This is a genomic window from Sphingomonas sp. BRN-1R, assembly GCF_057748035.1.
In genome coordinates this window covers 1,911,391-1,936,826 of record NZ_CM173236.1, presented here as the reverse complement: position 1 = coordinate 1,936,826, position 25,436 = coordinate 1,911,391, and the positions used below count along the sequence as shown (strand labels likewise).

The window sequence follows — 25,436 nt, the reverse complement described above, 5'->3', positions numbered from 1 at the left end:
CGATGCCGCCGCTCCTGCGTGTCAGCCATGTCGCCAAGTCCGTGCCGGGTGGCCGACGCCTGTTCGCCGAGCTCGATCTGGAAGTCGGGCGTGGCGAACTGGTTGCGATCCTCGGCGATTCGGGGGTGGGCAAGTCGACGTTGCTCAACATGCTCGCCGGGCTCGACAGCGTCGATAGTGGCGAGATCGCGGTCGAGGGCACAGTGCTCGGCGGGCTCGACGAGGCGGCGCTGACCCGGCTGCGGCGCGAGCGGATCGGCTTCGTGTTCCAAGCCTTCCACATCCTGCCCTATCTCAGCCTGCGCCAGAACGTCGCGCTGCCGCTGGCCCTCGTCTCGGCCGATCGTGCGGCGGTGACGGAGCGCGCGCAGGCGATGCTCGAACGCGTGGGGCTGGGTGCGCGCGGCGACGGCTATGCGCGCGATCTGTCGGGCGGCGAGTTGCAGCGCGTGGCGATCGCGCGCGCGCTCGTCCACCGCCCGGCGATGATCCTCGCCGACGAGCCGACCGGCAACCTCGATCCCGAGACGGCCGAGCGCATCCTCGCGCTGTTCGCGGATGCGGTGCGCGAAGGCGGCGCGGCCGCGATCCTCGTCACCCATTCGCACGCCGCCGCCGCGATCGCCGACCGAACGCTGACCCTCACCGCCGGCGGACTGATCGCGCGCGATGCCGGCTGACACCGGCTTTCTGCGCGCCCGGCTCGCGCTCGGCTGGTTGATCCTTGGCGAGTGGCGCACGCATCCGGCGCGCTGGGCGCTGACGGCGGTGGCGATCGCGATCGGGGTGGCGCTGGGCTTCGCGGTGCATCTCGTCAACGGCTCCGCGCTCGCCTCGTTCCAGGGCGCGCTCAACAGCGTCAACGGCGCTGCGGATCTGTCGGTGAACGCGCGCACGCCGCTCGGTTTCGACGAAACGCTGTACCCGCGCCTGCTTGGGACGGCCGGGGTGGCGGATGCAAGCCCGGTCGTGAAGCTCGACGCGCATGTCGGCGCGGTGCGGCTGACGTTGCTCGGGCTCGACGCAATCCGCGCGGCGCAGGTGACGCCATCGCTGATCGGCATCGGCGCGGAGCCCGGCGCTGCGTTCGCGGAGGATGCGCTGTTCCTCTCCGATGCGGCACGGCGCGCGCTGAAGGTGCGGACCGGCGACCGCATTTCGGTTGCCGCCAATGGTCGCTCGGTGCCGCTGCGTGTCGCCGGTACGCTGCCGGGCGTGGCGGACGGACAGGCGATCGGCGTGATCGATATCGCCGCCGCGCAGTGGCGGTTCGGGCGGTTGGGGCGGCTCGACCGCATCGATCTCAAGCGTGCCAGCGGTGCCGAACTCGCGCCCGCTTTGCCCGCCGACGCGGTGCTCGGCAGCGCCAACAGCGACGCCAGCCGCACTGATGCCTTGTCGCGCGCCTATCGCGTAAACCTCGATATGCTGGCGCTGGTCGCGCTGCTGACGGGCGGGTTCCTGGTGTTCTCCGCGCAGTCGCTGTCGGTGGCGCGGCGGCTGCGCGCGTTTGCCTTGGTGCGCACGCTCGGACTGCCGGGCGGCGGGATCGTCGCCACGGTCGCGGCCGAGGGTCTGGCGATCGGGCTGGTCGGCGCGGGTGCGGGGCTGGCGATCGGCTATGCACTGGCTTGGGGCGCGCTGTCGCTGCTCGGCGGGGATCTCGGCGCGGGCTATTTCAGCGGCGGTGGGGCGCATCTCGTGTTCGCGCCGTGGGCGGCGGCGGGGTTCTTCGCGCTCGGACTGGTCGCGGCGGTCGGCGGCAGCGTGATGCCCGCGCGCCTTGCTGCGCGCGCCGCCCCTGCCGCTGCGTTGCGCAACACCGGCGACATGATCGACCCCCGTGCGGGCGTCCCTTGGGTGCCGGCCCTGGTGCTGATCGTCGTCGGCGGCGGCGCGGCGTTGCTGCCGGCGGTGGGCGGGTTGCCGCTGTTCGGCTTCGTGGCGATGGCGCTGATCCTCGCCGGCGGCATCGCGGGCATGCCGTGGCTCGCCCGCGCGCTGCTGACGCCGCTTGCGCGTGGTAGCGGGCGCAACGTGCCGCTCGGCCTTGCGCTACGCCATCTCCACGGCGCACCGGGCCAGGCGGCGACCGCGCTGTGCGGCATCGTCGCCAGTACCGCGCTGATGATCGCGATGGCGATGATGGTGTTCAGCTTTCGCGGCGCGGTCGACACCTGGCTCGGGCAAGTGCTGTCGGCCGATCTGTATCTGCGCACCGAGGGCGGCACGCCGCTCGACCCGGCGGCGCAGGCGCGGCTGGCGCATATTCCGGGCATCGCCCGCGTCGCGTTCAGCCGGCAGATCCCGCTCTCGCTCGCCGCCGATCGCCCGCCGGTGGTGCTGATCGCACGGCCGGTGGCGGCCGGGGCCGCCGACCCGAGCCTCGTACTGATCGCCGGCACGACCGATGCCACGCCCGGCGCGGTGTCGGTGTGGGTGTCGGAACCGGCGGCGCGGCTGTACCGCTGGCACGTCGGCGACATGGTGGCGTTGCCGTTCCGCGCCCGCTTCCGCATCGCGGGCGTGTGGCGCGACTATGCACGGCAGCAGGGTGCGATCGTGATGCGCGATGGCGACTATGCGCGGCTGACCGGCGACACCGTGCGCGACGAGGCCGCGATCATGCTGCGCCCCGGCGCGCGCGCGGATGGCGTCAGCGCCGCCTTGCGCGCCGCCGCGCCGGGCGTGTCGATTACCCAGCCCGCCGTGCTGCGCCGCTTCGCGTTGCAACTGTTCGATCGCAGCTTCGCCGTCACCTATCTGCTCGAGGCGATCGCGATCCTCGTCGGGCTCGCGGGGGTCGCCGCCACCATGTCGGCACAGACGATCGCGCGCACCCGCGAATTCGGGATGCTGCGCCATATCGGCGTCTCGCGCGCGCAGATCACCGCAATGCTGGCGAGCGAGGGTGCGTTGCTTGGGCTTATCGGCGGCATCGCCGGCATCGGGCTCGGCGCGGTGCTCGCGCAGGTGCTCATTCAGGTCATCAACCCGCAGTCGTTCAACTGGACGATGGCGACATTGGTGCCGTGGGGCACGATTTTGTCGGTCGCGCTGGCGCTGGTCGTGGCGGCATCGGTGACGGCGATCCTCGCCGGGCGGCGCGCCACCGCGATCGACGCGGTGCGCGCGGTGCGGGAGGATTGGTGATGCGCCTCGCCGCCCTCGCACTCGCCGCCGCCGCGACCGTGGCGACACCGGCCGCCGCACCCTATCCAGTCGTGCGGCCCGGACGCACGTTCGCCTTCCCCGCCGACCACGGCGCGCACCCGCAGTTCCGCACCGAATGGTGGTACGTCACCGGCTGGCTGCACACAAAGGCAGGCAAGGATCTCGGCTTTCAGGTCACGTTCTTCCGCACCCGCCCCGGCGTGGGCGAGAGCAACCCGAGCCGGTTCGCGCCGCGCCAGATCCTGTTCGCGCACGCCGCCTTGTCCGATCCGGCGACTGGCCATCTGCTCCACGGCGAACGCGCCGCGCGTGCCGGCTTCGGCGTGGCGCAGGCGCGTATCGGCGATACCGACGTGGCCTTGCGCGACTGGCTGATCGTGCGGCGACCCAACGGCCATTTCGCCACCACCGTCACGACGCCCGACTTTACCCTGACGCTCGATCTCGCACCGCGCGAGCCGGTGATGCTGCAAGGCGACCGGGGCTATAGCCAGAAGGGGCCTAAGCCCGGGCAGGCGAGCTATTACTACTCGCTCCCCCACCTCGCCGCCTCCGGGCAGCTCACCAGCGGCGGCGCGGCCGAGGCGGTGACTGGCGAAGCGTGGCTCGATCGTGAATGGTCGTCGGACTATCTCGGCGGCAGCGCGACCGGCTGGGACTGGACCGGGCTCAACCTCGACGACGGCGCTGCGCTGATGGCGTTCCGCATCCGCCGTGCCGATGGCGGAACATTGTGGGCGGGCGGTTCGCTGCGGCGGCGCGACGGCACCCTTACCCGCTTCGCGCCCGGCGACGTGCGGCTCACGCCCGTCGCCCGCTGGCGCTCGCCACGGACGGGCGCGGTCTATCCGGTCGCGCAGCGACTGACCGTGCGGCTGCCCGAAGGCGCGCGCAGCTTCACGCTGCGGCCGCTGTTCGCCGATCAGGAACTCGACGCGCGGCGCAGCGGCATGCCGGTCTATTGGGAGGGCGCGGTCCGCACGGACGGCGGGCGAGGATATCTCGAACTGACCGGCTATGCGGATCGGTTACGAATGTGAGCGATCAGCGCGTCATCAGATCGGCGAAGGTCAGCACGTAGAGGAAACTTGCCCACGTCAGCCCGCAGATCGCCGCGATCCGCACGATCCCGCTCGCCCCCTTCAACTGCATGAACAGCAGCGCGATCAACAGCGCCTTGGCGAGTGCGATACCGAGCCCCGCCTCGGTCTTGAACGGCAAGCCGGGCACGAACGCATACAGGATCGTCAGCACCAGCAGCGCCATCAGCGCCGCCCAGATGCACAGCGGCTTGACGAGGACGTGGTGGCGCTCTTGCCCTGTCATCGCCCGGCCAGGTACAGGAGCGGATAGAGGAACACCCACACCACGTCGACGAGGTGCCAGTACAGTGCCGTCCCCTCCGCCGTCGTCCAGCGCGCGGCGAGCGTCGCGCGCGGGATGAGCAGCATGCGCGTGATAAGGCCGAGGCCGATCGTGAGGTGGATCGCATGGACGACCGTGACCGTCCAGTAGAACGCCCAGAACGCGCTCGCCCCGGTCTGCGCGACCGGGAAGTCGCGGCCGGGGAGCAGATGCTCGCTCACGTCCTTCCAGTATTCGAACCCTTTCACCACGACGAAGCACAGCCCCAGCGCGATCGTAGCGAGGTACATCGCACGCGCCAGCGGCACCGCGCCGACCCGCACCGCACGCTCGGCGATCGCCATTGTCAGGCTGCTGGTGAGCAATACGACCGTATTGATGCTGCCGAACCATACGTCGGTGTGCCGCGCCCCGGCAAGGAAGCCGGCGGGATGCTCCCACCGCGACACGGTGTAGAACAGGAAGATCGCGCCGAAGAACAACGTCTCGGTGGCGAGGAACGCCCACACGCCGAACTGCGTCGCGACACGCTGGCGCTCGGCGTCCTTCCACGGCTGGCGAAGCGCGGTGTCGGTCACGGCGTCTGCGCCTGTTCGGTCGGCGCGGTCGAATGCGGCGCGAAGCCCGGCGCGTGATAGCCGTAGGGGGCCTCGGTCACGACCGGCGAGACGGCGAAGTTTTCGGTCGGCGGCGGCGATGCGGTCTGCCATTCGAGACCGGTCGCGTCATAGGGATTGTCGCTCGCGCGCGGGCCTTTGAACAGGCTCCACGTCAGATAGAACAGCGGCCAGACATAGGCGAAGGCGAGCACCACAGCGCCGGTCGAGCTCATCACCTGCCACGGCTGAAACTCGGGCGGATATTCGTGGTAGCGGCGCGGCATGCCCATGTAGCCGAGGATGAACTGCGGGAAGAAGGTGAAGTTGAACCCGAAGAACATGCTCACCGCCGCGAACCGCCCCAGCGTTTCGGAATACATCCGCCCGGTGATCTTCGGCCACCAGAAGTGCAGCCCGGCGAAGAACGCCGACACCGACCCGCCGACCATGATGTAGTGAAAGTGCGCGGTGACGAAGTACGTGTCGGTCAGCTCGACGTCGACCGGCAGGCTGGCGAGGAACAGACCTGTAAGCCCGCCAAGCGTGAACAATCCGACGAAGCCCAGCGCATACAGCATCGGCGTAGAGAAGCGGATCTGCCCGCGGTACAGAGTGCCGGTCCAGTTGAACACCTTGATCGCGCTCGGCACCGCGACGACGAACGACAGCGCGGAGAAGACGAGGCTCGCGAACGGCGATTGCCCGCTGACGAACATGTGATGGCCCCACACCATGAAGCCGATTAGCGCGATCATCAGCATCGCATAGACCATGAACTCATAGCCGAACACGCGCCGCCGCGCCTCGCAGGCGATCACCTCGCTCACCACGCCCATCGCCGGCAGGACCATGATATAAACCGCCGGGTGGCTGTAGAACCAGAACAGATGCTGGAACAGGATCGGGTCGCCGCCGGAGCGCGGATCGAAGATCGGCATGCCGAACGCGCGTTCGGCAAAGACGAGCAGCAACGCCATCGCCAGTACCGGCGTCGCCAGCACCATGACGATGCTGGTGGTGTACATCGACCAGGCGAACAGCGGCAGCCGCATCCACGTCATGCCCTTGGCGCGGAGCAGGTGGATGGTGGCGAGGAAGTTGATGCCGGTTACGATCGACGAGAAGCCCGCGACGAACACCCCCGCCGCCGCCAGCAGTACATGGCTGTTCGAATAGAGCGTCGAGAATGGCGTGTAGAAGGTCCAGCCGGTATCGACCCCGCCGGCGAGCAAGGCGAACAGCGTCAGCAGCCCGCCGGCCAGCCACAGATACCAGCTGAACAGGTTGAGCTTCGGATACGCGACCTCGTCCGCGCCGATCATCAGCGGCAGCAGGAAGTTGCCGAGCGTAGTGGGGATCGACGGCACCAGGAAGAACCACACCATGATGACGCCGTGGAGCGTGAAGGTGCGGTTATACATGTCCGCGCTAAGCAGATCGCCCTTGGGCGTGACGAGTTCCGCGCGGATCAACGTCGCCGCCGCCCCGCCGAGGAAGAAGAAGAAGGTGATGCCCGCCGCATAGAGCAAGGCGATGCGCTTGTGATCGGTGGTGAGCAGCCACGAGCGCACGGTGGTGCCGTTGGTCAGGTAATTGCGCTCGCCCGGTTCGCGCGCGAGCAGGCCAGCTTCGGGAATGTCGGTCATGCGGGCACCCGGACGCACCGCTCGTCCCGCGCGAAGTCGAGCGATCGGCCGGAAGCGCGGGCGTCTCGACTGCGCGCGATGTGAAGGGTTCCGGTCATCACTTCATTTTCCCGGATTTGAGGTACGCCACCAGCTTCACCACATCGTCCTCGCTTGCCGTACCCTCGTACGCCGGCATCACTGGCGCATACCCCGCCACCACCTGTTTCTGCGGCAACAGGATGGAATCGCGCAGATACCCCTCGTCCGCAATCACGAAACCGCCGCCTTCGATCGGGACCGGCCGTCCGTACAGCCCGACAAGCGAGGGCGCCCGCACCACCGCCGATCCGCCGTGGCAGCCGGAGCAGCCCATCTGCACGAACAGCTTGGCACCCTGATCGGCAAGGCTGTCGCCTTGTGGCTGCGCGCTCGACCAGCGCGCGTAATCCGCCCGCGACTGCACGATGATGCCGCCGATCATGCGGCTGTGATCGGTCCCGCAATATTCGGTGCAGAACAGATGATAGGTGCCGACCTTCGACGCTTCGAACCACGCTTCGACATAGCGGCCGGGCAGCACGTCCTGCTTGATGCGGAAGGCGGGTACGAAGAAGCTGTGGATCACGTCCTGGCTCGTCATCACCAGCCGCACCGGCACGCCGACCGGTACGTGCAACGCGTTGATCTCGCGTGCGCCGTTGGGATGTTCCAGCTTCCACATCCACTGCTTGGCGACGACGTGGATCTCCATCGCGTTCTTGGGAATGTGGAACTGGCGGGTGTCGAGCGCGGCTGTGAACCAGAACAGGAAGACGAACACGAACAACGTCGCCGCCGTCCAGCCGATCTCGATCTCGCCCGACAGTTTCTCGGGCACCGGGCCGCGGGGCACGTTGGTGCCGCGCCGGTAGCGGAAGCTGAACAGCAGCACCAGCGCGCCGACCAGCGCCATGATCGCGACCGAGATGCCGGTCAGCATCCAGAAGATGCGATCGACCTGCGGCGCGAGCGTGGAGGCCTGTTCCATCATGCCCGCGCCCTCCGCCGGAACAGGAACACGCCGAGCGCGGCGAGCAGCAGCACCGACAGCGCCTGCATCGTCACGACGATGGCACGCGCATACGGGCCATGCGCGGCGGCGAGGCCGTAGCAGAGATGTGCGACCCGTTCGGCGAAGCTCGGCGCGCCCGTGCCCTGCAAGGCGGCTCGCATCGCGTCGGGGGTGAGCGCCATCTCGGGCAACAGTGCGCGCAACCGGCCATCCGCGCCGAACACATAGACGGAGGCATCGTGCGCGAACTGATCGCCGTCGGCATCATAGACATAGCCGTAGCCGAGCGCGCGTGCGGCGGCGGGTGTCGCACGCGCATCGCCGAGCAGCAACGTGGTCGCGCGGGTGACGCGCGGATCGATCGCCATCTTCTCGCCCATCGCGCGCGCTTGCGGAGCGCCGTCCTTCGGATCGAGCCCGACCACCGCGACGCGGTAGTCGCTGCCCGCCTCCAGACCGGTCTGCGCCAACGCATTCTGGGTGAGCCGCAGCCCCGGCGCGCAGATGTGCGTGCAGGTATAATCCGCGAAGATCAGCACGAGCGGCCGTCCGCCCGCGACTGTACCGAGCGTCACGCGCCGGCCGTCCGGATCGGCGAAGCGTAGCGCAGCAGGCAGCGCCACGCCCGCCGCAGGCTTCGCCACCGCGCGGGCAAGCTGATCGGGCGTCAACGCTGCCGATGCCGGAGCGGCGGCGAGCAGCAGCAGCCAGAGCCAGCGCACGATCATCGCGGCCACCCCTGCGCGACGACCGCGCGCTTTGCCGCCTCGATCGACGCGTCACGCTGCGGCTTGGGCGCGGGCCGCACCGGATCGTGCCCGCCGTCATGCACATAGCTCTCGACCCCCGGTGCGGGCAGCGGCACGATCGGGCGCCGATCGGGCGCAAGATCGCGCTGGTAGAACCAGCCTGCGCTGGCCACCACGAGCAGCAACGTCAGCGGCGCGGCAGCTGCGAAGATCATCGCCGGGCGCTGCGGCACGCGCCAGCCTTCGGGCGTATCGTCAGCCATGCGCGCGGCTCCGCCAGCCCACCACCGCGACGATCCCGGCGAGCCCGGCCGCCGCCGCGAGCCAAGCTGCCACGCCGCCACCGACCCACCAGCCGTTCGCCACGAACAGCGCGAGCAAGGCCGAGGCGCCAGCGACCCGCTCGCCGCCGCGTCCCGGTCGCAGCGTCAGCGCCGCGATCGGTGCCGCCAGCCCCGCCACCAGCGCGCTCCACACCGCCACCGCGCCCGCAGGCGTGCTGCGCGCCACATAGAAGCCGACGCGAGACGGCAGATTGCCGAACCAGAGGATCACGTAATCCATGAACATCAGATAGCCTAAGGCCAACGCGGCGGCGACCATCAGCTTCGCCATGTCCGCGCGGAACCGCGCGTCACCGCGCCCGAGCAGCAGCACGATCGCGCAGGCGCCGGCGATCTCCTCGACGAACAGCATCATCCCCGCCGACGATACGCTGTGCCCCGGCACCTGTCCGAGCAGCCAGTCCATCGCTACCGGCGTGACCAGCGCCGCATACAGCGCGAGCGCGATGCCCGCGAAGGTCAGCGACGCGCCCGCCACCAGCCGAGCACCGACAAAGGCGAGCAGCCCGACCGCAAGCACCGCACGCACGCCGACCAGCAGCGGGCTCATCCACACCGCCAAATGCGGCGGGGCTGGCGTCGCCAGTTGCGCCACGCCGATCAGCGCCGCCGCCGAAATCGCCAGCCGCATCGCCAGCGGCGGCAGCAGCGCCGCCTCCCAGCGCGCGCCCGTCACTCGCCCGATCGCGGCGAGCAGCACCCCGCCGATCACCGGCGCGCTCGCGGTGAGGAACAGCAGCCGCCATGCATCGGCGAGGATCGCCGCCACGTTCATCGCGCGTCCACGCGTTGCAGCGCCTTCACATAGGCCGCGATGGCCCAGCGGTCGCGGGGCTCCACCCGGTCGGCGTAGGAGTACATGACGCCGTGGCCCTTGGTGATGACGCCGACGATATAGGCAGGCGGTGCCGCCACCAGCCGCGCAGCGTGGAAGTCGGGCGGCTGCGGGAAGCCGCGCTTCACCACCATACCGTCGCCGCGCCCACGCGCGCCGTGGCACACCGCACAGAAGATACCGTAGCGCTCCTGCCCGCGATCGAGCAGCGCGGGCGTCAGCGGTGGCGGGGTCGCCAGTGCGGCGTCGCGCGCGGCCTGATCGGTCGCGATCGTCCCCTCGGGCGCCGCGCCGCGCGAGGGACCGCCCGGCCAGAGCGTATCGCTGGATTGCGCCTTGCCCTTCGCCTGATGCTGCATCGACAGATCGCAGCCGCCGACCAGCAGCGGGAGGAGGAACAGCGCCGCCTTCATGACGTCATCAGCCGACTGTGGGTCGCGCCCGCACGCGCCATCACGCCCAGCACCGCATTGGCGTCCGCCGCGTCGCAGGCGATCGCGAGAACGAACGCGCCCTGGCTCGCGCGCAGCATCTCGTCCATGTCGAAGGCATGATGGTGCAGGTGGGTCAGCCGGGCGTTGCGGAACAGCATCACCATGCCGCCGACGGCGCCCGCCAGCGCCCCGAACTCGACAGGCGCGAGGATGAACGCCGGCCAACTGAACAGCGGCCGCCCGCCCGCGTTGAACGGATAGGCCCACACCGCGCTCCACACCGTCAGCGCGAACAAGGCGAACGCGCCGAGCAGCCCGACCACGATCACCGCCCCCCGCACGCCGCGCCGCCCGGGCCCGTCGCCGAGCGACTCGATCGCGTAGGGCAACCACTCGCCGACGATCCGCCGCCCGTCCGCGACCAGCCGCACGCGCGCGCGCAGATACGGCCCCTCATCCTCGAAACAGGCAAGCGCGAGCGCAGTCATCGCCGCTCTTCCGCCACCAGCTTGCGCATCTCGTGCATGGAAACGACCGGCAACACCCGCGCGAACACCAGCAGCAGCATCACGAACGCCGCGATCGTCCCGCCGAGGATCAGGAAGTCGACCAGCGTCGGCGCATAGGTCCGCCAGAAGCTCGGCTCATATCCGATCGACAGCGTGCTGAGGATGATGAGAATGCGTTCCAACCACATCCCCACCAGCACCGCCACCGCGACGCCGACCAGCACCGGCACCGACGTGCGCCAGCGCTTTACCCAAAAAGCTTGCGGCGCGATCACGTTGCCCGCCAGCATGGCCGCATATAGCGGCCAATAATCGCCGGTGAACTCGTAGCGCACCACCCGCAGATCCGCCGCCTCGCCGCCCCACCACGCGCCGAACCACTCGGCGGCATAGCTCGCCCCCATCACGATCCCGGCGGCGAGGATGATGCGCGCCATCGCGTCGAAATGCGCCGGGAGGATCACCGCCTCCAGCCCCATCGCGTGACGGATCACCAATGCGATCAGCACCACCATCGCGAACCCCGAGAACAATGCGCCGACGACGAAGTAAGGCGGGAACACGCTCTCGGTCCAACCGGGCATCAGACTGGCCGCGAAATCGAGCCCGACGATGGAATGAACCGAACACACCAACGGCACTGCCACCGCCGCAAGCGTGCGATGCAGCCGCTCCTGCGCGCGCCACTGGATCGGCGTGCCCTGCCAGCCCATCGCGAGGAACCCGTAGAACCGCTGCCAGCCGCGCCGCCCCGGTCGATCGCGCAGCGTGGCGAGATCGGGCACCAGCCCGACGTAGAAGAACAGCACCGAGAACAGCAGATAACTGACGATCGCCCAGAAATCCCACACCAAGGCTGATCGCCACTGCGGCCAGAGCGCCATCGTGTTGGGGTATGGCGCGAGCCAGTAGAAGTACATCGGCCGGCCGAGGTGGAGGATCGGGAACAGCCCCGCCATCGACACGGCGAACAGCGTCATCGCCTCGGCGAATCGGTTGATCGATCCGCGCCATTTCTGCCGCGTCAGCAGCAGCAGCGACGAGATCAAGGTGCCGGCGTTACCGATGCCGATCCACCACACGTAATTGGCGATCGGAAAGCCCCACACGACCGCCGAATTGTTACCCCACAGCCCTGGCCCGTAGGCGAAGCTGAACCCGACCGCGAGCGCGCCGATACCAGTGCCGATCACGCAGACCAGCATCGCGATCCACCACGCGCGACCCGGCGCGCGGTCCATCAACGGTGCGGCGACAACCTCGGTGACATCCTCCAGCGTGTGGAGCGAGGGCAAGGTCCAGCGACGGCCGCTGGGGAGCGTGTGCGCTTCCATCAGCCGTTCTTCCGCTTGGCAAGATAGGTGGTGCGCGGGCGGGTGCCGAGTTCCTCCAGCAGCGCATAGTGGCGCGGGTCGGCGCGCGCGGTGCGGATGCTGGCGTCGCCAAGCGTGCCGAAGGTGATCGCCTGTGTCGGGCACGCCGCCTGACACGCCGTCACCACCGTGGCCGGCGCGCCGCCGGCATCGGCCTCGTGCGTGGTCACCGCGATGCGCTGCACGCAATACGTGCATTTCTCCATCACCCCACGCGCGCGGACGGTCACGTCGGGGTTGCGCTGCGCCGTCACCGACGCATCCTCGGCATCGCCCCACAAAGACGCACCGGCATAGTCGAGGAAGTTGAAGCGCCGCACCTTGTAGGGGCAATTCGCCTGACAGGTCCGCGTGCCGACGCAACGGTTATACACCTGCACGTTGAGCCCCTGCGCATCATGGACCGACGCTTCGACCGGGCAGACCGGCTCGCAGGGAGCCGCCTCGCACTGCATGCACGGCACCGGCTGGAACCCGCCGCCGTTCGCGGTTTCGTAATGGTCGACGCGCAGCCAGTGCATGTCGCGCCCCACCGCCATCTCGGCCGGGCCGATCGCGGGCACGTTGTTTTCGGCCTGACACGCGACCACGCAGGCGTTGCAGCCGATGCAGGTGTCGGTATCGATCGCCATCGCATATTGCGGCGGCGCATTGTCCTTCGCAGGCGAATTCGGCAGCAGCGAGGCGTGTGGTTGGGGCGCCGGCATCGCCGCGCCGGGGGCGAGCACGGGGAACAGCTTTTCCAACTCGCCCGCCAGTGCGAACTGGTGCTGCGTCGTCACCACCGGCGCGCGGCCTTCGGCCTTGCTGATCCTGAGCGGCGCATCCGCATCGAGCACGAAGGCGTTCGCGCCCATTCCGTCCGCCACCGCGCCGGTGCCGTCGCGGCCATAGCCCGTGAGCAAGGTGGTCACGCCGCGCGCCTGCCCGGGCACCCCGCGCACGGGCAGCGTCACCGTACCTCCCTGCGCGATCCGGACCATGTCGCCATCGGCGAGGCCGAGTGCTGCCATATCGTGCGGGTGCATCCGCGCGCTCGATCCCCACACCTCCTTGGTAAGCGGCTCGGGACATTCCTGCGCCCATGCATTGGCGGAGAGGCGACCGTCGAACAGCGTCGGCGATCGCGCGATGGCAAGGCTCGGCCCGGCCGCCGGTAGTGCTGGCAGCACCAGTCTCGCCGTGCCGACCGCCACCGGCGTGGCGCGCGTATCGGCGACCACGCCCGCTGCCACCGCCTTGCGCCAGCCGTCAGCGCCGAGGCTCGTCCATGTCTCGCCCACCCGTTTGTAGCTTTGCGGGGCGGCGGCGGGATCGAGGATCAGATCGACGATGTCACTCGGCATCCGCGTATCCCACAGCGGGCGGACCAGCGGCTGCGCGATGCTGATGGTGCCATCGGCAGCCCGCGCGTCGTCCCACCCCTCCAGCGGATGCGACAGCGGCAATTGCCACGTCGCACGCGCGCTCGTCTCGTCGGGGATGCGTACCGCCGCGACCGTGAGCGGCACCCTCGCCATCGCCTCGGCAAAACGCAAGGCAGGCGGCGCGGCGTAGCAGGGGTTGGCGTCGATAGTAACGAGCGTGTCGATCCGCCCCGCATGCATGTCGCGCGCGAGCGCGGCCAACCCGGCGCGGTGCGGGGTCAGGTCGGGATCGACCGGGGCGATATAGTCGACCGGCGCGCCGATGCGGGCGTTGAGCCATGCGGCGAAGGCGTGGACCTCGCCCGGCTGACGCGCGCCCGCCAGCACCAGCGGCTTGCCGCCCGCGCGCAGCATCGCGACAGCGGCGATCAGCGTGCGCGCGAGGTCTGCCGGCACTTCGGGACGCGGTGAATCGGTGAGCGCGGCATGAAGATACTGGCACGCCAGCGCGATCTCACGTGGGCCGGCGGCAAAGCGCAGGTCCGCCATGGCCCCGCTCGCGCTCGGCGAGGCTTCGAGCGCGATCATGCGCGGCATCGGCATCCGCCGCCGCCGCTCCGCCCAGCCCCGCGCGAGCGCGATCTGCTCCGGCCCGGGCCCGAGCGGATCGGCGTCGAGCAACAGGATCGCATCCGCCTCGTCCAGCCGCGGACGCGCAGTCAGCCGCCGCCCGAACGCGGCTTGCGTACCGGCCAGCGCCGCATCGTCGTCGAACGGTTCCCACCGGACATGCCGCGTTCCCGGCAGCGCCGCTTTGAGCGCAGCGATCCGCGCGAGCATCGTCGGCGAGGTGACGCGCCCGGTCAGCAGCGCCAGCCCTTCGCCACGCCGATGCGCCATGCGCGCGTAGATCGCCCGCGCCGCCGCCGGCCAGCTCGACGGACCCGGCGGGCCAGTCACCGCCTTCAGCCGCTGCGGATCGTAGAGATCGAGGATCGCGCATTCGGTGAACACGTCGGTCGCGCCAAGGCTGGCGGGGTGCGCCGCCAGCCCCTCGAGCTTGATCGGCCGCTCGTTGACGACCAGCCCGGTCACCCCGCGCGCATAGCCGGCCAGCGTCAGCGCGGTGGCGTAGCGGCGCACCTGCCCCGGCAGTGTGCCGTCCGGCTGATCGACCAGCGGGTGGATCGTCTCGTCGGGCTTGCTGCACGCCGCCACGCTCGCCGCCGCGCCCGCTGCGAGCAGCTTGAGCAGCGCACGCCGCCCGATCGGATCGCGACCTAGCGGTGACATGTCGAGCAATCCGTCAGGTTGCGCCCCGAATGGACGATCCGCAGCATCGTCCGGCGCGCCGCGCTGCGATCGGCGCCGGTGCGCTGGTCATAGGGTGCGGACTGGAAGCGGCGATCCTTGGCGACGATCCGGTCCTCAGGAGCGCGATGGCAGTCCAGGCACCATTCCATCGTCATCGGCGCGGCCTTGCGCGTCAGCGGCATGCGGCGCACGTCGCCGTGACAGGCGGCGCAGGGCACCCCGTTGTTCACATGCGCGTGATGATCGAAATAGACGTAATCGGGCACTTTATTGACACGCTGCCACGCCAGCGGCTTCCCGCTCGCGAGGCTCTCGCGCACGGGGGCAAGCATCTCGGCGTTGGTCCAGAGCTGCGAATGGCAGGTCATGCAGGTGTGCGTCGGCGGCACGCCCGCAACCGCGCCTTTCTCCACGCCGGTATGGCAATAGCGGCAGTCGATGCCGAGTTCGCCGGCGTGATGCTGGTGGCTGAACGGCACAGGCTGTTCGATGAACGCGCCCTCGCTCGTGCCCGCGTCCGTGCGCGCCACTACCGCGCCGATCAGCAGCAACAGCGCCGGCACGACCATGATCGCGGCAAGCGCGATCCGTGCCAGCGTGTTGGCGCCGGGTCGGAACAATTGCGGCATCGGCCCCCTTCTGCATGCCAGCGCATCATGGCGGGACGCGCCAGCGCGAAAGTTGTTCCGCCTCTGGTACTTACTGCGGATGAATGATGCGGAAATGATACGGTGCGGTGGCGAACAGCGTCGCAGCCGTCACCGGCTGATCGAACTGGACCGTGGTATCACCCCACCAGTCTTGCGCGGGCACGGCGTCGCCGCGCTCGATCAGCGCCGCCGCCGCCTTGACCAGCACCGCGCACTCGATCCGCACCTCGCCGGCCACGCGGGTGAAAGCGATGACGTGCCCATTCCTCGCGCCGCTGACGGCAGCCGGGCGATAGTCGCCATCGGCGAACAGCGACGGATTTTCCCGACGTGCGTGGAGCAGCCGCGCGATCAGCGGCAGCTTCGCCAGCGCATCGTCGCTGTCCAGCGCGGCGTCGCATGCGGCGTAATCCACCGGGCGGCGATTGTCGGGATCGACGAGACTGAAGTCCGCCAGCTCGCTGCCCTGGTAGCAATCGGGCACGCCTGGCACCGTGTTGCGCAGCATTGCAAGCGCCAACCGGTTCGCGGTCGTAGCGGGTGCGGTGCGGGCGACGAAGGCGTCCAAATCAGCGCCGAACTCCGCGCTCTCGATCAACGCTTCGGCCAGCGCGTTGCAACGCTCCTCGTAAGATTCGTCAGGCGTTTCCCACGACGATCGCAGTTTCGCCTCGCGCAATGCCTTGGTCTGCCACGCCTTGGCGCGCTCGGCGTCGATCGGCCACGCGCCGTACAGCGTCTGGAACAGCACATAGCGGTCGCCCGGATCGATGCCGGCGCCGAGCATATCGGCAAGCGTGCTCCATACCGTCACCCGCTCGTGCCACAGTTCGGGCACCGCGCTCAGTACCGCGAGGCGGGCGCGGACATCCTCGCCACGCTTGTGATCGTGGGTGGCGGTGGCGAGCATCGCATGCGGGAAGTCGCGCGCACGCGCGGCCATTGCGGCATGGAACGACGCCACGTCGAGCGCGAACTGCTCGGGCGCGAAGCCGACGTCGTTGGTGGAGATCAGCACGCCGTGACGATAGAAAGCGGTATCCTCCACCGCCTTGGCGGCGATCGGCGCGGATAGCTGCTGGAAGCGACGCACCGCCTCGGCCGCGAGCGCGGTATCGCCAGGGCCGCGCCCGGCGAGCCATTCGACGATGTACCGCGCGATCTCGCCCTCGCCCGGCGGACAGAAGGCTGCGCTGTCTTCCAGCACCCGATCGAGCACGACGGCATCGCTGGCCGGCCCATGATTGCCGAGGCCATAGCTGCGATAGACCGGAAGCACCCACAACAGCCGCTCGATCGCGCGGCGCAGCATCGCAGGCGTGACTGCTTCGAACGCCGGATGGCTCACGCTCGCCGATCGCGCGAGCGCCGCAAAGGCCGCGACGCAGGCGTCGGTCTGGCCGGCAAACTGCCACGTGAGCATCTGCTGGCGCGCGAGCAGCGCCTCCTCGTCGAAATCGGCGGGGCGGCCGCTGATCTCCTCCCACAGCGTGCCGAGCGGCTGCGCGCCCTCCGGCGCGTGCAGAACGCCGGTGACTTCGCGCATGAAATCGTAACCGCTGGTGCCGTCGGTCTGCCAGTCGCGTGCGAGCGGCTCATCGGCGGCGAGGATCTTCTCGATCACGATATACGCGCGGCGATCCCCGCCGATCGCATCGAAACGCTCACGCAGCCGGCGGCAATAGCCGGCGGGATCGGCAAGGCCGTCGACATGGTCGACGCGCACGCCGTCGATAAGCCCCTGCTCGAACAGCACGAAATACAGCGCGTGCGTGGCTTCGAACACATCGGGGTCTTCGATCCGCACGCCGGCGAGATCGTTGACGGTGAAGAAGCGCCGCCAGTTGAGTTCGTCGTTCGCCACCCGCCACGACGCAAGTCGGTAGTGCTGCGCCTCGACCAGCGTGCGCAGATCGCCCTCGGCAGGCACGTCGGGGCGCAGCGGCGGGCCATCGGCGCCGTAGAGTTGCAGCTTGCCATCGACCAGCTTGAGATCGCCCGATGCGATCACCTCGCCGAGCGGTGCGCCGAGGATCGGCAGCAGCAGCGGCGCGCGCCAGTCGATGTCGAACCAAGGCGCGTACCGGCTGGTTGCGCCATTCCGCAGCACATCGTTCCAATAGGCGTTCTCACCGCCCGCGACGCCCATGTGATTGGGCACGATGTCGATGATGACGCCCATGCCGCGCGCGTGCAGCGCCGCGACGAGGCTGCGGAACCCATCCTCGCCGCCCAGTTCGGGATTGATCCGCGTCGGATCGGTGACGTCATAGCCATGCGGCGAACCCGACACCGCCGTCGTGATCGGCGAAGCATAGACGTGGCTGATGCCGAGCCGTTCGAGATACGGCACGATCGCCTCGCCCGCAGCAAAGGGGAAATCCCGGTTGAATTGCAGCCGGTAGGTCGCGCGCGGTGGAAAATCGGTCATGCGGCGTCCTCAATCCAGACGGCGACGCTTGCCGGCGCGCCAGGGGTGCCGATCGCGTAGAGCGGTGCATCCCCGCGCACCGCCACCGCCGCATCGCCGAGATTGATCGCGATCGTCAGCGTGCTGCCGTCGCCAAGCGTCCACGCCGCCTCGACCGCACCGTCGCCGAGCACGCACGCGCCGCGCGTCTCGCTGCCGCGCAGCCGCGGCACGATCGCCGATGCGCGCAACGCCAGCAGTTCGCGGTAAAGCGCGCGCCATTGTTCGGCATCCTCACCCGGCTGCGCGCGAGACGCCTCGAAGGTTTGCAGCGCGTTCGGATCGGGGATCTGCTCGCGCGCGCCTTCCGAGGAAAAAGCGGCGAAATGCGCGAACTCCTTGCGACGACCCTCACGCACCACGTCGGCGAGTTCGTCGTGGAAATCGGTGAAGAAGTAGAATGGCGTGGTCGAGCCGACCTCATCACCCATGAACAACAGCGGGATCTGCGGGCACAGCAGCAGCAGCCCGGTCGCCGCCATCAGCCGATTGCGCGCGACCAGCGTCGTCAGCCGCTCGCCGAGCGCACGGTTGCCGATCTGGTCGTGGTTCTGGAGGAACGAGACGAACGCGGTCGGCGACAGATGGCCGCTCGGCTTACCGCGCGGCTTGCCATCGTGGGTGGGCATCGCCTCGCCCTGATAGATGAACCCCTCGCCCAGACAGCGCGCGAGCTTCTCCGTCGGGGCATCGGCAAAGGCCGCGTAATAGCCTTCGGTCTCTCCGGTCAGCAGGACGTGGAGGACGTTGTGGAAATCGTCGTTCCACTGAGCATCGAACTTCTCGTCGCCTTCGAGGCGCGGCGCATCGTTCTCCTCGTTTTCGAGGACGAGGTGAACCGGCCGGTCCGTCACTGCCGCGCGAATGTCCGCCGCGAGTCCGTCGAGGAACTCGGGGTTTCCGATCGCATGCACGGCATCGAAGCGCAGCCCGTCGAAGCCGTAATCGGCGATCCACATCAGCGCATTCTCGCGGTAATATGCCGCGACCTCGTCCCGGTCGACCGCCACCGCGCCGCCCCACGGCGTATCCCGCTCGTGGAAGAAGTCACCCGCGAACGCGCCAAGATAATTCCCGTCCGGCCCGAAGTGGTTGTACACTACGTCGAGCAGGATCATCATGCCGAAATCATGCGCCCGATCGACCAGTGCGCGCAGCTCGTGCGGCGAGCCATAGGCCTCGGCGGGCGCGAACGGCAGCACGCCGTCATAGCCCCAGTTGCGGGTGCCCGCGAACGCCCCGATCGGCATCAGTTCGATCGCGGTGATGCCGAGGTCCGCGAGCGCCGGCAGCGCGTCCGCCACGCCGGCGAACCCGCCGAGCGCACCGACATGCACCTCCTGGATGATCGCCTCTTCCCACGGTCGCCCGCGCCAGCCGGTGCGCGGCTCGGTGGCGGGCGCCACCACCACGCTCCAGCCATGCACTCCGCCCGACTGAAGCCGCGAGGCGGGATCGGGAACCGCGAGGTCGTCGTCGAGCCGGAAGCGATAGCGGGTGCCGGCCGAAGCCTCCGCCCGCACCTCGAACCAGTCGCCGTCGCGCGCCATCGCGACCGGCTCCCGATCGGCGATCTCCAGCGTCACCGCGTCGCGGTCAGGTGCCCATAACCGGAAGCGCGTTTGCCCGTCCGCCTCGACCTGCGGGCCCCACAACGTCATTCGCCGTCCTTCTGCGCATGCCAGCGGATCAGCACGGCGGCATGCGGCTGCACCTCGTAGGTGTCGCCGATCGCGACCGGTTCGAGATCGGGCTGAGCGCTGTCGATCAGCACCTCGCGTTCCGCCGAAGGTGCGGGCAACGTGAAGGTGATCGCGTCGTCGCTGGCGTTCATCAACATGGTGATCGCCTCGATCTCGCCGTTCTCCAGCGCGATCGCCCGCCGCATCGCGAGCGCGCGGCCATCGGGGTTGTTCCAATCCTCCGACGAGATCTCCTCGCCGCGCTCGTCGCGCCATTCGATGTCGTTGACGCCGTTGCCGGGCGAGTTCTCCCCGTAGAGGAAGTTTGCCGAGCGCAACACCTCATGCTGCTTGCGCAGCGCGATCAGCCGCGAGGTGAAGCTGTAGAGCGACTGGCCCTCCGGGCTCTCGGCTTGCGCCCAGTCGATCCAGCTGATCTCGTTGTCCTGGCAATAGGCGTTGTTGTTGCCGCCCTGCGTGCGCCCGAACTCGTCACCCGCGACGATCATCGGCGTGCCGAGTGCTGCGAACAACGTCACCAGCATCGAACGCGCGACGGTCGCACGCGTGTTGCGAATGCCCTCGTCGTCGGTCGGCCCCTCCACGCCCCAATTGCGCGAGATGTTGTTGTCGTGGCCGTCGTTGTTGTTCTCGCCATTGGCCTCGTTGTGGCGCTCCTCATAGGCAACCAGATCGGCGAGCGTGAAGCCGTCGTGGCTGGTGAGGAAGTTGACGCTCGCCCACGGCCGCCGCGCGCGGCGATCGAACAGGTCGCCCGACCCTGAGAGACGCGCCGCAAGGTCGGCACGCTTGCTGGGGTCGCCGCGCCAGTATCCGCGCACGGTATCGCGATACTTGTCGTTCCATTCGGCAAAACCCGGCGGGAAGTTGCCGAGCTGATAGCCGCCCATGCCGACGTCCCACGGCTCGGTGATGAGCTTCAATCGGCCGAGGATCGGGTCCTGCCGCAGCACGTCGAAGAAGCCGGCATCGGGGTTGAAGCCCGTATCGGTCCGCCCCAACGTCAGCCCGAGATCGAAACGGAAGCCGTCAATCCCGAACGAGGTCGCCCAGTAGCGGAGCGAATCCGCGACCATCTGGATGACGCGGGCGTGCGTCAGCTTGAAGGTGTTGCCGGTGCCGGTATCGTTGACGCAGTAACGCGGCTGATCGGGCACGAGCCGGTAGTAGGTCGCATTGTCGAGGCCCCGCCACGACAGCGTCGGCCCAAGCTCGCTGCCCTCGCAACTGTGGTTATAGACCACGTCGAGGATCACTTCGATCCCGGCATTGTGCAAGCGCCGCACCGCCACGCGCAGTTCATCATGCGTGTCGCTGGAGAAATAGCTCTGCTCGGGCGCGAAGAAGCCGAGCGTGTTGTAGCCCCAATAGTTGCGCAAGCCACGCTCTTGCAGGAAGCGATCCTGCGTGAAGGCATGGATCGGCAACAGTTCGAGCGCGGTGACGCCGAGCCGCTTGAGATGGTCGATCACGCGCGGATGCGCGAGTGCCGCGAACGTGCCGCGTTCGCGCGGAGGCACGAGTTCCAGCAGCTTGGTGAGGCCCTTCGCATGCGCCTCGTAGATCACGGTCTCGGACCATGGCGTGTTGGGTCGCCGGTCCTGCGACCAGTCGAAGACGTCGTGCGTCACGACCGCCTTGGGCATCGCCGGCGCGCTGTCGCGCTTGTCGAAGGCCAGATCGGCACGTCGCCCACGTACCGGATAACCGTGCAGCACATCGCTCCACTTGATGTTGCCCGACAGCCGCCGTGCGTAAGGGTCGAGCAACAGCTTGTTGGGGTTGAAGCGATGCCCCTCCTCCGGCGCATAGCGGCCGTACGCGCGGTAGCCGTAGAGAAGGCCCGGGCGCGCGTCCGGCAGATAGCCGTGCCACACCTCGTCGGTCCATTCGGGCAAAGTGTACCGCGCGATCTCGCGCTTGCCGGTAGGTTCAAACACGCAAAGCTCGATCTTCTCCGCATGAGCCGAGAAGATCGCGAAATTGACGCCAAGCCCGTCGAAGCTGGCGCCAAGCGGATAGGGCGAACCGCCTTCGAGGCGGTCGGGGTATGGGCGCAAAGGAGGCTCCCTCATTCAGTGGGATAGGCAGGCGATCAGAGCCCCCGCCAGCGCAGGGGCGACGCTTGGGTAAGGCGTTAGGGCTTTGTCTTGCGCCGCGCCGGCTTGCGGGCAGCCGGCGCCTTCACCGGTTCCACAATCGCCGCGACGACGGGCGGCTCAGGCGCGGGATCCGCATTTTCGAATTCCGGAGCCGCATTGAACGCTGGCGTCGTTTCGGGCGCGCCGGCGGCGTGATCGCTTGTGGACGCGGCATCGCCGCCAGTCGCCGAGGGGCTCGGCGCGGAAGCCCCGTCTTCGGGGAACTCGGTCTCGGCGCGGCTCCAGTGCTGTTCGGCCTGCCCTTCGGGCATGCCTTCTTCCAACCAGATCGCATGCGCGCGCTGGCGGACCTGCGATTCGCGATCCTGTGCCATGTGCCTTCCCCCTTCTTCAGCCAATACGGTTCGACGGTAGCAATGCGCAAAGCATCAGAAGGATGCGTGTCTTAACCTGTGCAATGCTGATTTTTCTGCTGTTGCCATCGCCGGGGCAGGTATCGATAGACGCGGTGACGATGAAGGACGGGTGCGGCGATGGAGTATGACGTAGCGATCGTCGGTGCCGGTGCGGCGGCGATCGCGGCGGCCCGCACCCTCGTCGCGCACCATCGCTCGGTGATCCTGCTCGAAGCCAGCACGCGGGTCGGCGGGCGCGGCTGGACGGTCGGGCTTGCGGGCATGCCGCTCGATTTCGGCTGTGGCTGGCTGCACTCGGCGGGGCGCAATCCGCTCGTTGCGGTCGGCGAGGCGGCAGGTTTCACCATCGTGCGCGGCGCGTCCGCCTGGACGCAGCAATGGCGTGGGCTCGGCTTCAGCGACAGCGAGAAAGCCGCGGCGGGAGCGGCGTGGGAGGCGCTGGAGGAGCGTCTCCACCGCGATCCGCCGGCGAGCGACCGTGCCTCCGACGCGCTTGAACCGGGCGGCGAGTGGAACGCCTACGCGCGCGCGCTCAGCGGTTACATGAACGGCGCGGATCTCGACCGGCTCTCGGTCGCGGATTTCCTCGCCTATGACGATGCCGCGACCGAGGATAACTGGCGCGTGCGCGAAGGGTATGGAACATTGCTTGCCGCGAGCCTGCCCCGCGTCGACCTGCGGCTGGCGACCCCGGTGCACGGCATCGCGCTGGACGGGAGCGGTGTGCGGCTCGACACCGCGCGCGGTACGGTTACCGCCGGCGCGGCGATCGTCACCGCCTCGACCAACCTGCTGGCGAGTGGCGCGATCGCGTTCGGTGCGGAGGCGGCCGATCACCTCCACGCCGCCGCGCACCTGCCGCTCGGGCTGGCCGACAAGCTGTTCCTCGAGCTGGTCGGCGAGCACGACTTCGAGCCCGAAACGCACCTGATCGGCAACCCGCGCGACGTCAACACCGGCAGCTACTACATTCGCCCGTTCGGCCGGCCGATCATCGAAGCGTTCTTCGGCGGCACTGGCGCGGACCTGCTCGAACAGGCCGGGCTCGCCGAGGCCGCGCGGTTCGCGATCGACGAACTGGCGGCGCTGGTCGGCGGCGAAGTTCGCGGCAAGCTGCGGCCGCTGGCGGGATCGGAATGGTGCCGCACCGACTGGGTGCTGGGGTCATACAGCCACGCTTTGCCGGGCCATGCCGGCGCGCGCGCTGTCCTCGCTCGCCCGGTCGGCGAACGACTGTTCTTCGCTGGCGAAGCAACGCACGCGACCGATTTCTCGACCGCGCATGGCGCGTGGGAGAGCGGCATCCGTGCGGCGGAGGCGGTGCTGGCGCTCAGGGGCTAGGCCGCGCCTCGTCCCGCCGCGTAGATCGCGTCGAGCACACGGGCACTCGCCGCGAACGACTCTGCCGCCGGGTCGAACGCCTTCGAGAAGGCAAGCGCCTCGACCCATGCGGTCGCTGCGCGCCCGCCCCATGCATCACCGGGCGCGGAGAGCGGCGTGCGCGCGGTGCCGTCGAACCGCTCGGCGGTGAAGTCGTAGAACGATCCCCCGACGTTGCGCAACGCCGCGCCGCCGCCGGTGCCGTAGAACGCAGCTTCGATCACCGCGTCGCGCCCGACATGGAGCCGCCACGAACAGGCGAGCCGCACCGAAACGCCGCCGGCGGTGAACGCCGCGACCGCATAATCCTCGACCAGCCCCGCCCTGAGCGGCGCCGCCGCCGACAGCAGGCTTGCGCTCACGTCGGCGACTTCGGGGAAGCCGAGCGTTGACAAGGCGAGATCGACCAGATGCACGCCGAGATCGACGACGCATCCGCCGCCCGACTGCGCCGGATCGTAGAACCACGGCTTGTCAGGCCCGTAGGCGTTGTGGAAGGTCAGGTCGATCGCGAACACCCGGCCGAGCGCTCCGCCCTGCACGAGCGGCGCGATCGCACGCATCGCGTCGGTGTGGCGATACGACAGATCGACGCCGAGCAGCCGGTCGGCGGCGCGCGCTGCGTCGATCACACCTTGCGTCTCGGCGAGATCGCGGCCGAGCGGCTTCTGGCAGAACACCGCCACACCCGCCTCCAGCGCCTGGATCGCCTGCGCCGCGTGCAGCGCGCTCGGCGTGGCGATCACCACCCCGTCGAGGCCGAGCGCAAGCATCTCGTCCAGCGACTCCACCCGCGCCGCGTCGGGCGCGAGTTTGGCGGCTTCGGCGAGCCCCTCCGGCGTGGGATCGCAGATCGCCGCCGCCGTCACCAGCCCGGTGTCGAGCATCGCCGCCATGCGGTGCCGGCCGATCCAGCCGGTGCCGAGAAAGCCGACGCGCTTCATAGCAGCACCAGCGCCTTGACGAACCCTTCGGGCTTGTCGCGCGTGGCGTCGAGCGCTTCGCCGAGCCGTTCGAGCGGATAGCGGTGCGAATAGAGGCGGGTCGGGTCGAGCCGGCCGCTCGCGATCGCGTCGACCGCTTCCTCCACGCCGCGCCGCTGCACCGCCGGATCGCGCTCGTGCGCGTTGACCACATCGATGCCCTTCCAGTTCCACATCTGCATGCTGACCTGACGCGGGCCGTCCTGATGATAGCCCGCGATCACCAGCCGACCGCCGAAACCGACCAGCTCGCCGGAGAGGTCGAGCGGCCATTGCTTGCCGACGCACTCGATCACCCGCTCGCAGCCCTTGCCGTCGGTGAGCGCCTGCACCTGTTCGATGATGCGATAGTGATCGTCCATCGCGATCGTCTCGGCCGCGCCGTAATGCCGCGCGAGATCAAGCGACTCCGCCCGCCGCGAGATGGCGATGACGCGCGCGCCGGCTTCGCTGGCCAACCGCGTCAGCACCGCACCGAGGAAGCCGATGCCGACGATCGCCACCGTGTCGCCCGCGCGGATGTCGCTGCGGCGGAAGATGTTGAATGCGCAGCCGAGCGGCTCACCGGGGAACGGCTGGTCGGCGAGCGCGTCGGGCAGCTTGACCACCATTTCGGCCTTGGCCACGTCGCTTTCCGCGAAGCTGCGGCAGGACAGCGCCGCTACCCGATCGCCAGCGACTAGACCGTCGACACCCTCGCCGACCGCCTCGATCACGCCCCAGCCCTCATGACCGAGCCCGCCCGGCGCGCCGGGATATTCGGTCCAAGGATTGCCGGCCCACGGCTCGAGGTTGGACGCACAGACGCCGCAGCCTTCGATCCGTACCCTTACCTCGCCCGCGCCGGGCTCGGGCACTACCACATGTTCGACCCGGATCTCGCCCGGAGCCGCCAACACCGCTGCGCGCATCAGTTCGTCGTCTCGTCTTGGAATCGCGTCACGCGTCGTGGCCCTTCGCTCGGGGGTGCAGATAAGGAAGATGCTCCGC

22 protein-coding genes are annotated in these 25,436 nt (G+C 69.0%); 4 read left to right on the top strand and 18 right to left on the bottom strand.

Annotated features, from left to right (window positions below):
• The first annotated feature begins 2 nt into the window (after window positions 1-2).
• The 3 genes from AC3ANX_RS08930 to AC3ANX_RS08920 are packed head-to-tail and all read left to right on the top strand — an operon-like array spanning window position 3 to window position 4,214.
• The gene (locus tag AC3ANX_RS08930) at window positions 3-680 is read left to right on the top strand and encodes an ABC transporter ATP-binding protein (protein ID WP_488336641.1); all 678 of its coding nucleotides are present in this window, start codon (window positions 3-5) and stop codon (window positions 678-680) included.
• The gene (locus AC3ANX_RS08925) at window positions 670-3,153 is read left to right on the top strand and encodes an FtsX-like permease family protein (RefSeq protein WP_488336640.1); all 2,484 of its coding nucleotides are present in this window, start codon (window positions 670-672) and stop codon (window positions 3,151-3,153) included. The genes AC3ANX_RS08930 and AC3ANX_RS08925 overlap by 11 nt, the downstream gene beginning before the upstream one ends.
• Complete coding sequence (locus tag AC3ANX_RS08920) at window positions 3,153-4,214, top strand: lipocalin-like domain-containing protein (protein WP_488336639.1); 1,062 nt, start codon at window positions 3,153-3,155, stop codon at window positions 4,212-4,214. The genes AC3ANX_RS08925 and AC3ANX_RS08920 overlap by 1 nt, the downstream gene beginning before the upstream one ends.
• Before the next feature lie 4 nt (window positions 4,215-4,218).
• On the opposite strand, the gene AC3ANX_RS08915 is transcribed toward AC3ANX_RS08920, so the two are convergent.
• The 16 genes from AC3ANX_RS08915 to AC3ANX_RS08840 form a co-directional block, all read right to left on the bottom strand.
• On the bottom strand, window positions 4,219-4,500 hold the full coding sequence (locus tag AC3ANX_RS08915) for a cytochrome C oxidase subunit IV family protein (protein ID WP_488336638.1): 282 nt from the start codon (window positions 4,498-4,500) through the stop codon (window positions 4,219-4,221).
• Complete coding sequence (locus tag AC3ANX_RS08910; RefSeq protein WP_488336637.1) at window positions 4,497-5,117, bottom strand: cytochrome c oxidase subunit 3; 621 nt, start codon at window positions 5,115-5,117, stop codon at window positions 4,497-4,499. Before AC3ANX_RS08910 ends, AC3ANX_RS08915 begins: the two co-directional genes overlap by 4 nt.
• The gene (gene ctaD, locus AC3ANX_RS08905) at window positions 5,114-6,784 is read right to left on the bottom strand and encodes a cytochrome c oxidase subunit I (RefSeq protein ID WP_488336636.1); all 1,671 of its coding nucleotides are present in this window, start codon (window positions 6,782-6,784) and stop codon (window positions 5,114-5,116) included. The genes AC3ANX_RS08910 and ctaD overlap by 4 nt, the downstream gene beginning before the upstream one ends.
• A 97-nt stretch (window positions 6,785-6,881) precedes the next feature.
• Window positions 6,882-7,796, bottom strand: coding sequence for a cytochrome c oxidase subunit II (coxB, locus tag AC3ANX_RS08900; protein ID WP_488336635.1), 915 nt, complete (start codon window positions 7,794-7,796; stop codon window positions 6,882-6,884).
• Entirely contained in the window at window positions 7,793-8,545 is a 753-nt protein-coding gene (locus AC3ANX_RS08895; RefSeq protein WP_488336634.1) for an SCO family protein, read from the bottom strand. The genes coxB and AC3ANX_RS08895 overlap by 4 nt, the downstream gene beginning before the upstream one ends.
• Window positions 8,542-8,829, bottom strand: a complete 288-nt coding sequence (locus AC3ANX_RS08890; RefSeq protein WP_488336633.1) for a hypothetical protein — start codon at window positions 8,827-8,829, stop codon at window positions 8,542-8,544. Before AC3ANX_RS08890 ends, AC3ANX_RS08895 begins: the two co-directional genes overlap by 4 nt.
• On the bottom strand, window positions 8,822-9,685 hold the full coding sequence (locus AC3ANX_RS08885) for a hypothetical protein (RefSeq protein ID WP_488336632.1): 864 nt from the start codon (window positions 9,683-9,685) through the stop codon (window positions 8,822-8,824). Before AC3ANX_RS08885 ends, AC3ANX_RS08890 begins: the two co-directional genes overlap by 8 nt.
• Window positions 9,682-10,158, bottom strand: a complete 477-nt coding sequence (locus AC3ANX_RS08880; RefSeq protein ID WP_488336631.1) for a c-type cytochrome — start codon at window positions 10,156-10,158, stop codon at window positions 9,682-9,684. Before AC3ANX_RS08880 ends, AC3ANX_RS08885 begins: the two co-directional genes overlap by 4 nt.
• Window positions 10,155-10,667 (bottom strand): quinol:electron acceptor oxidoreductase subunit ActD, encoded by a 513-nt coding sequence (locus tag AC3ANX_RS08875; RefSeq protein WP_488336630.1) that lies wholly within the window; start codon window positions 10,665-10,667, stop codon window positions 10,155-10,157. Before AC3ANX_RS08875 ends, AC3ANX_RS08880 begins: the two co-directional genes overlap by 4 nt.
• Window positions 10,664-12,022, bottom strand: a complete 1,359-nt coding sequence (nrfD, locus tag AC3ANX_RS08870; protein ID WP_488336629.1) for an NrfD/PsrC family molybdoenzyme membrane anchor subunit — start codon at window positions 12,020-12,022, stop codon at window positions 10,664-10,666. The genes AC3ANX_RS08875 and nrfD overlap by 4 nt, the downstream gene beginning before the upstream one ends.
• Window positions 12,022-14,721 carry a molybdopterin dinucleotide binding domain-containing protein gene (locus tag AC3ANX_RS08865; RefSeq protein WP_488336628.1) on the bottom strand — a complete coding sequence of 900 codons (2,700 nt, stop codon included), beginning with the start codon at window positions 14,719-14,721 and terminating at the stop codon, window positions 12,022-12,024. Before AC3ANX_RS08865 ends, nrfD begins: the two co-directional genes overlap by 1 nt.
• Complete coding sequence (locus AC3ANX_RS08860) at window positions 14,709-15,371, bottom strand: cytochrome c3 family protein (protein WP_488336627.1); 663 nt, start codon at window positions 15,369-15,371, stop codon at window positions 14,709-14,711. Before AC3ANX_RS08860 ends, AC3ANX_RS08865 begins: the two co-directional genes overlap by 13 nt.
• 70 nt (window positions 15,372-15,441) lie before the next feature.
• Window positions 15,442-17,823: a malto-oligosyltrehalose synthase gene (treY, locus tag AC3ANX_RS08855; RefSeq protein WP_488336626.1), complete on the bottom strand. Its 2,382-nt coding sequence runs from the start codon at window positions 17,821-17,823 to the stop codon at window positions 15,442-15,444.
• A complete protein-coding gene (treZ, locus tag AC3ANX_RS08850) occupies window positions 17,820-19,523 on the bottom strand; it encodes a malto-oligosyltrehalose trehalohydrolase (RefSeq protein ID WP_488336625.1) in 1,704 nt (567 codons plus the stop codon). Before treZ ends, treY begins: the two co-directional genes overlap by 4 nt.
• Window positions 19,520-21,625 carry a glycogen debranching protein GlgX gene (gene glgX / locus AC3ANX_RS08845; RefSeq protein ID WP_488336624.1) on the bottom strand — a complete coding sequence of 702 codons (2,106 nt, stop codon included), beginning with the start codon at window positions 21,623-21,625 and terminating at the stop codon, window positions 19,520-19,522. Before glgX ends, treZ begins: the two co-directional genes overlap by 4 nt.
• A 77-nt stretch (window positions 21,626-21,702) precedes the next feature.
• Complete coding sequence (locus AC3ANX_RS08840; RefSeq protein WP_488336623.1) at window positions 21,703-22,041, bottom strand: DUF2934 domain-containing protein; 339 nt, start codon at window positions 22,039-22,041, stop codon at window positions 21,703-21,705.
• 159 nt (window positions 22,042-22,200) lie between these two features.
• Between AC3ANX_RS08840 and AC3ANX_RS08835 the strand changes: the two genes are divergently transcribed.
• Window positions 22,201-23,424 (top strand): flavin monoamine oxidase family protein, encoded by a 1,224-nt coding sequence (locus AC3ANX_RS08835; RefSeq protein ID WP_488336622.1) that lies wholly within the window; start codon window positions 22,201-22,203, stop codon window positions 23,422-23,424.
• Here AC3ANX_RS08835 and AC3ANX_RS08830 read toward each other — a convergent pair.
• On the bottom strand, window positions 23,421-24,407 hold the full coding sequence (locus AC3ANX_RS08830; RefSeq protein ID WP_488336621.1) for a Gfo/Idh/MocA family protein: 987 nt from the start codon (window positions 24,405-24,407) through the stop codon (window positions 23,421-23,423). The genes AC3ANX_RS08835 and AC3ANX_RS08830 overlap by 4 nt on opposite strands.
• The gene (locus AC3ANX_RS08825; RefSeq protein WP_488336620.1) at window positions 24,404-25,357 is read right to left on the bottom strand and encodes an MDR/zinc-dependent alcohol dehydrogenase-like family protein; all 954 of its coding nucleotides are present in this window, start codon (window positions 25,355-25,357) and stop codon (window positions 24,404-24,406) included. The genes AC3ANX_RS08830 and AC3ANX_RS08825 overlap by 4 nt, the downstream gene beginning before the upstream one ends.
• Window positions 25,358-25,436 lie beyond the last annotated feature (79 nt).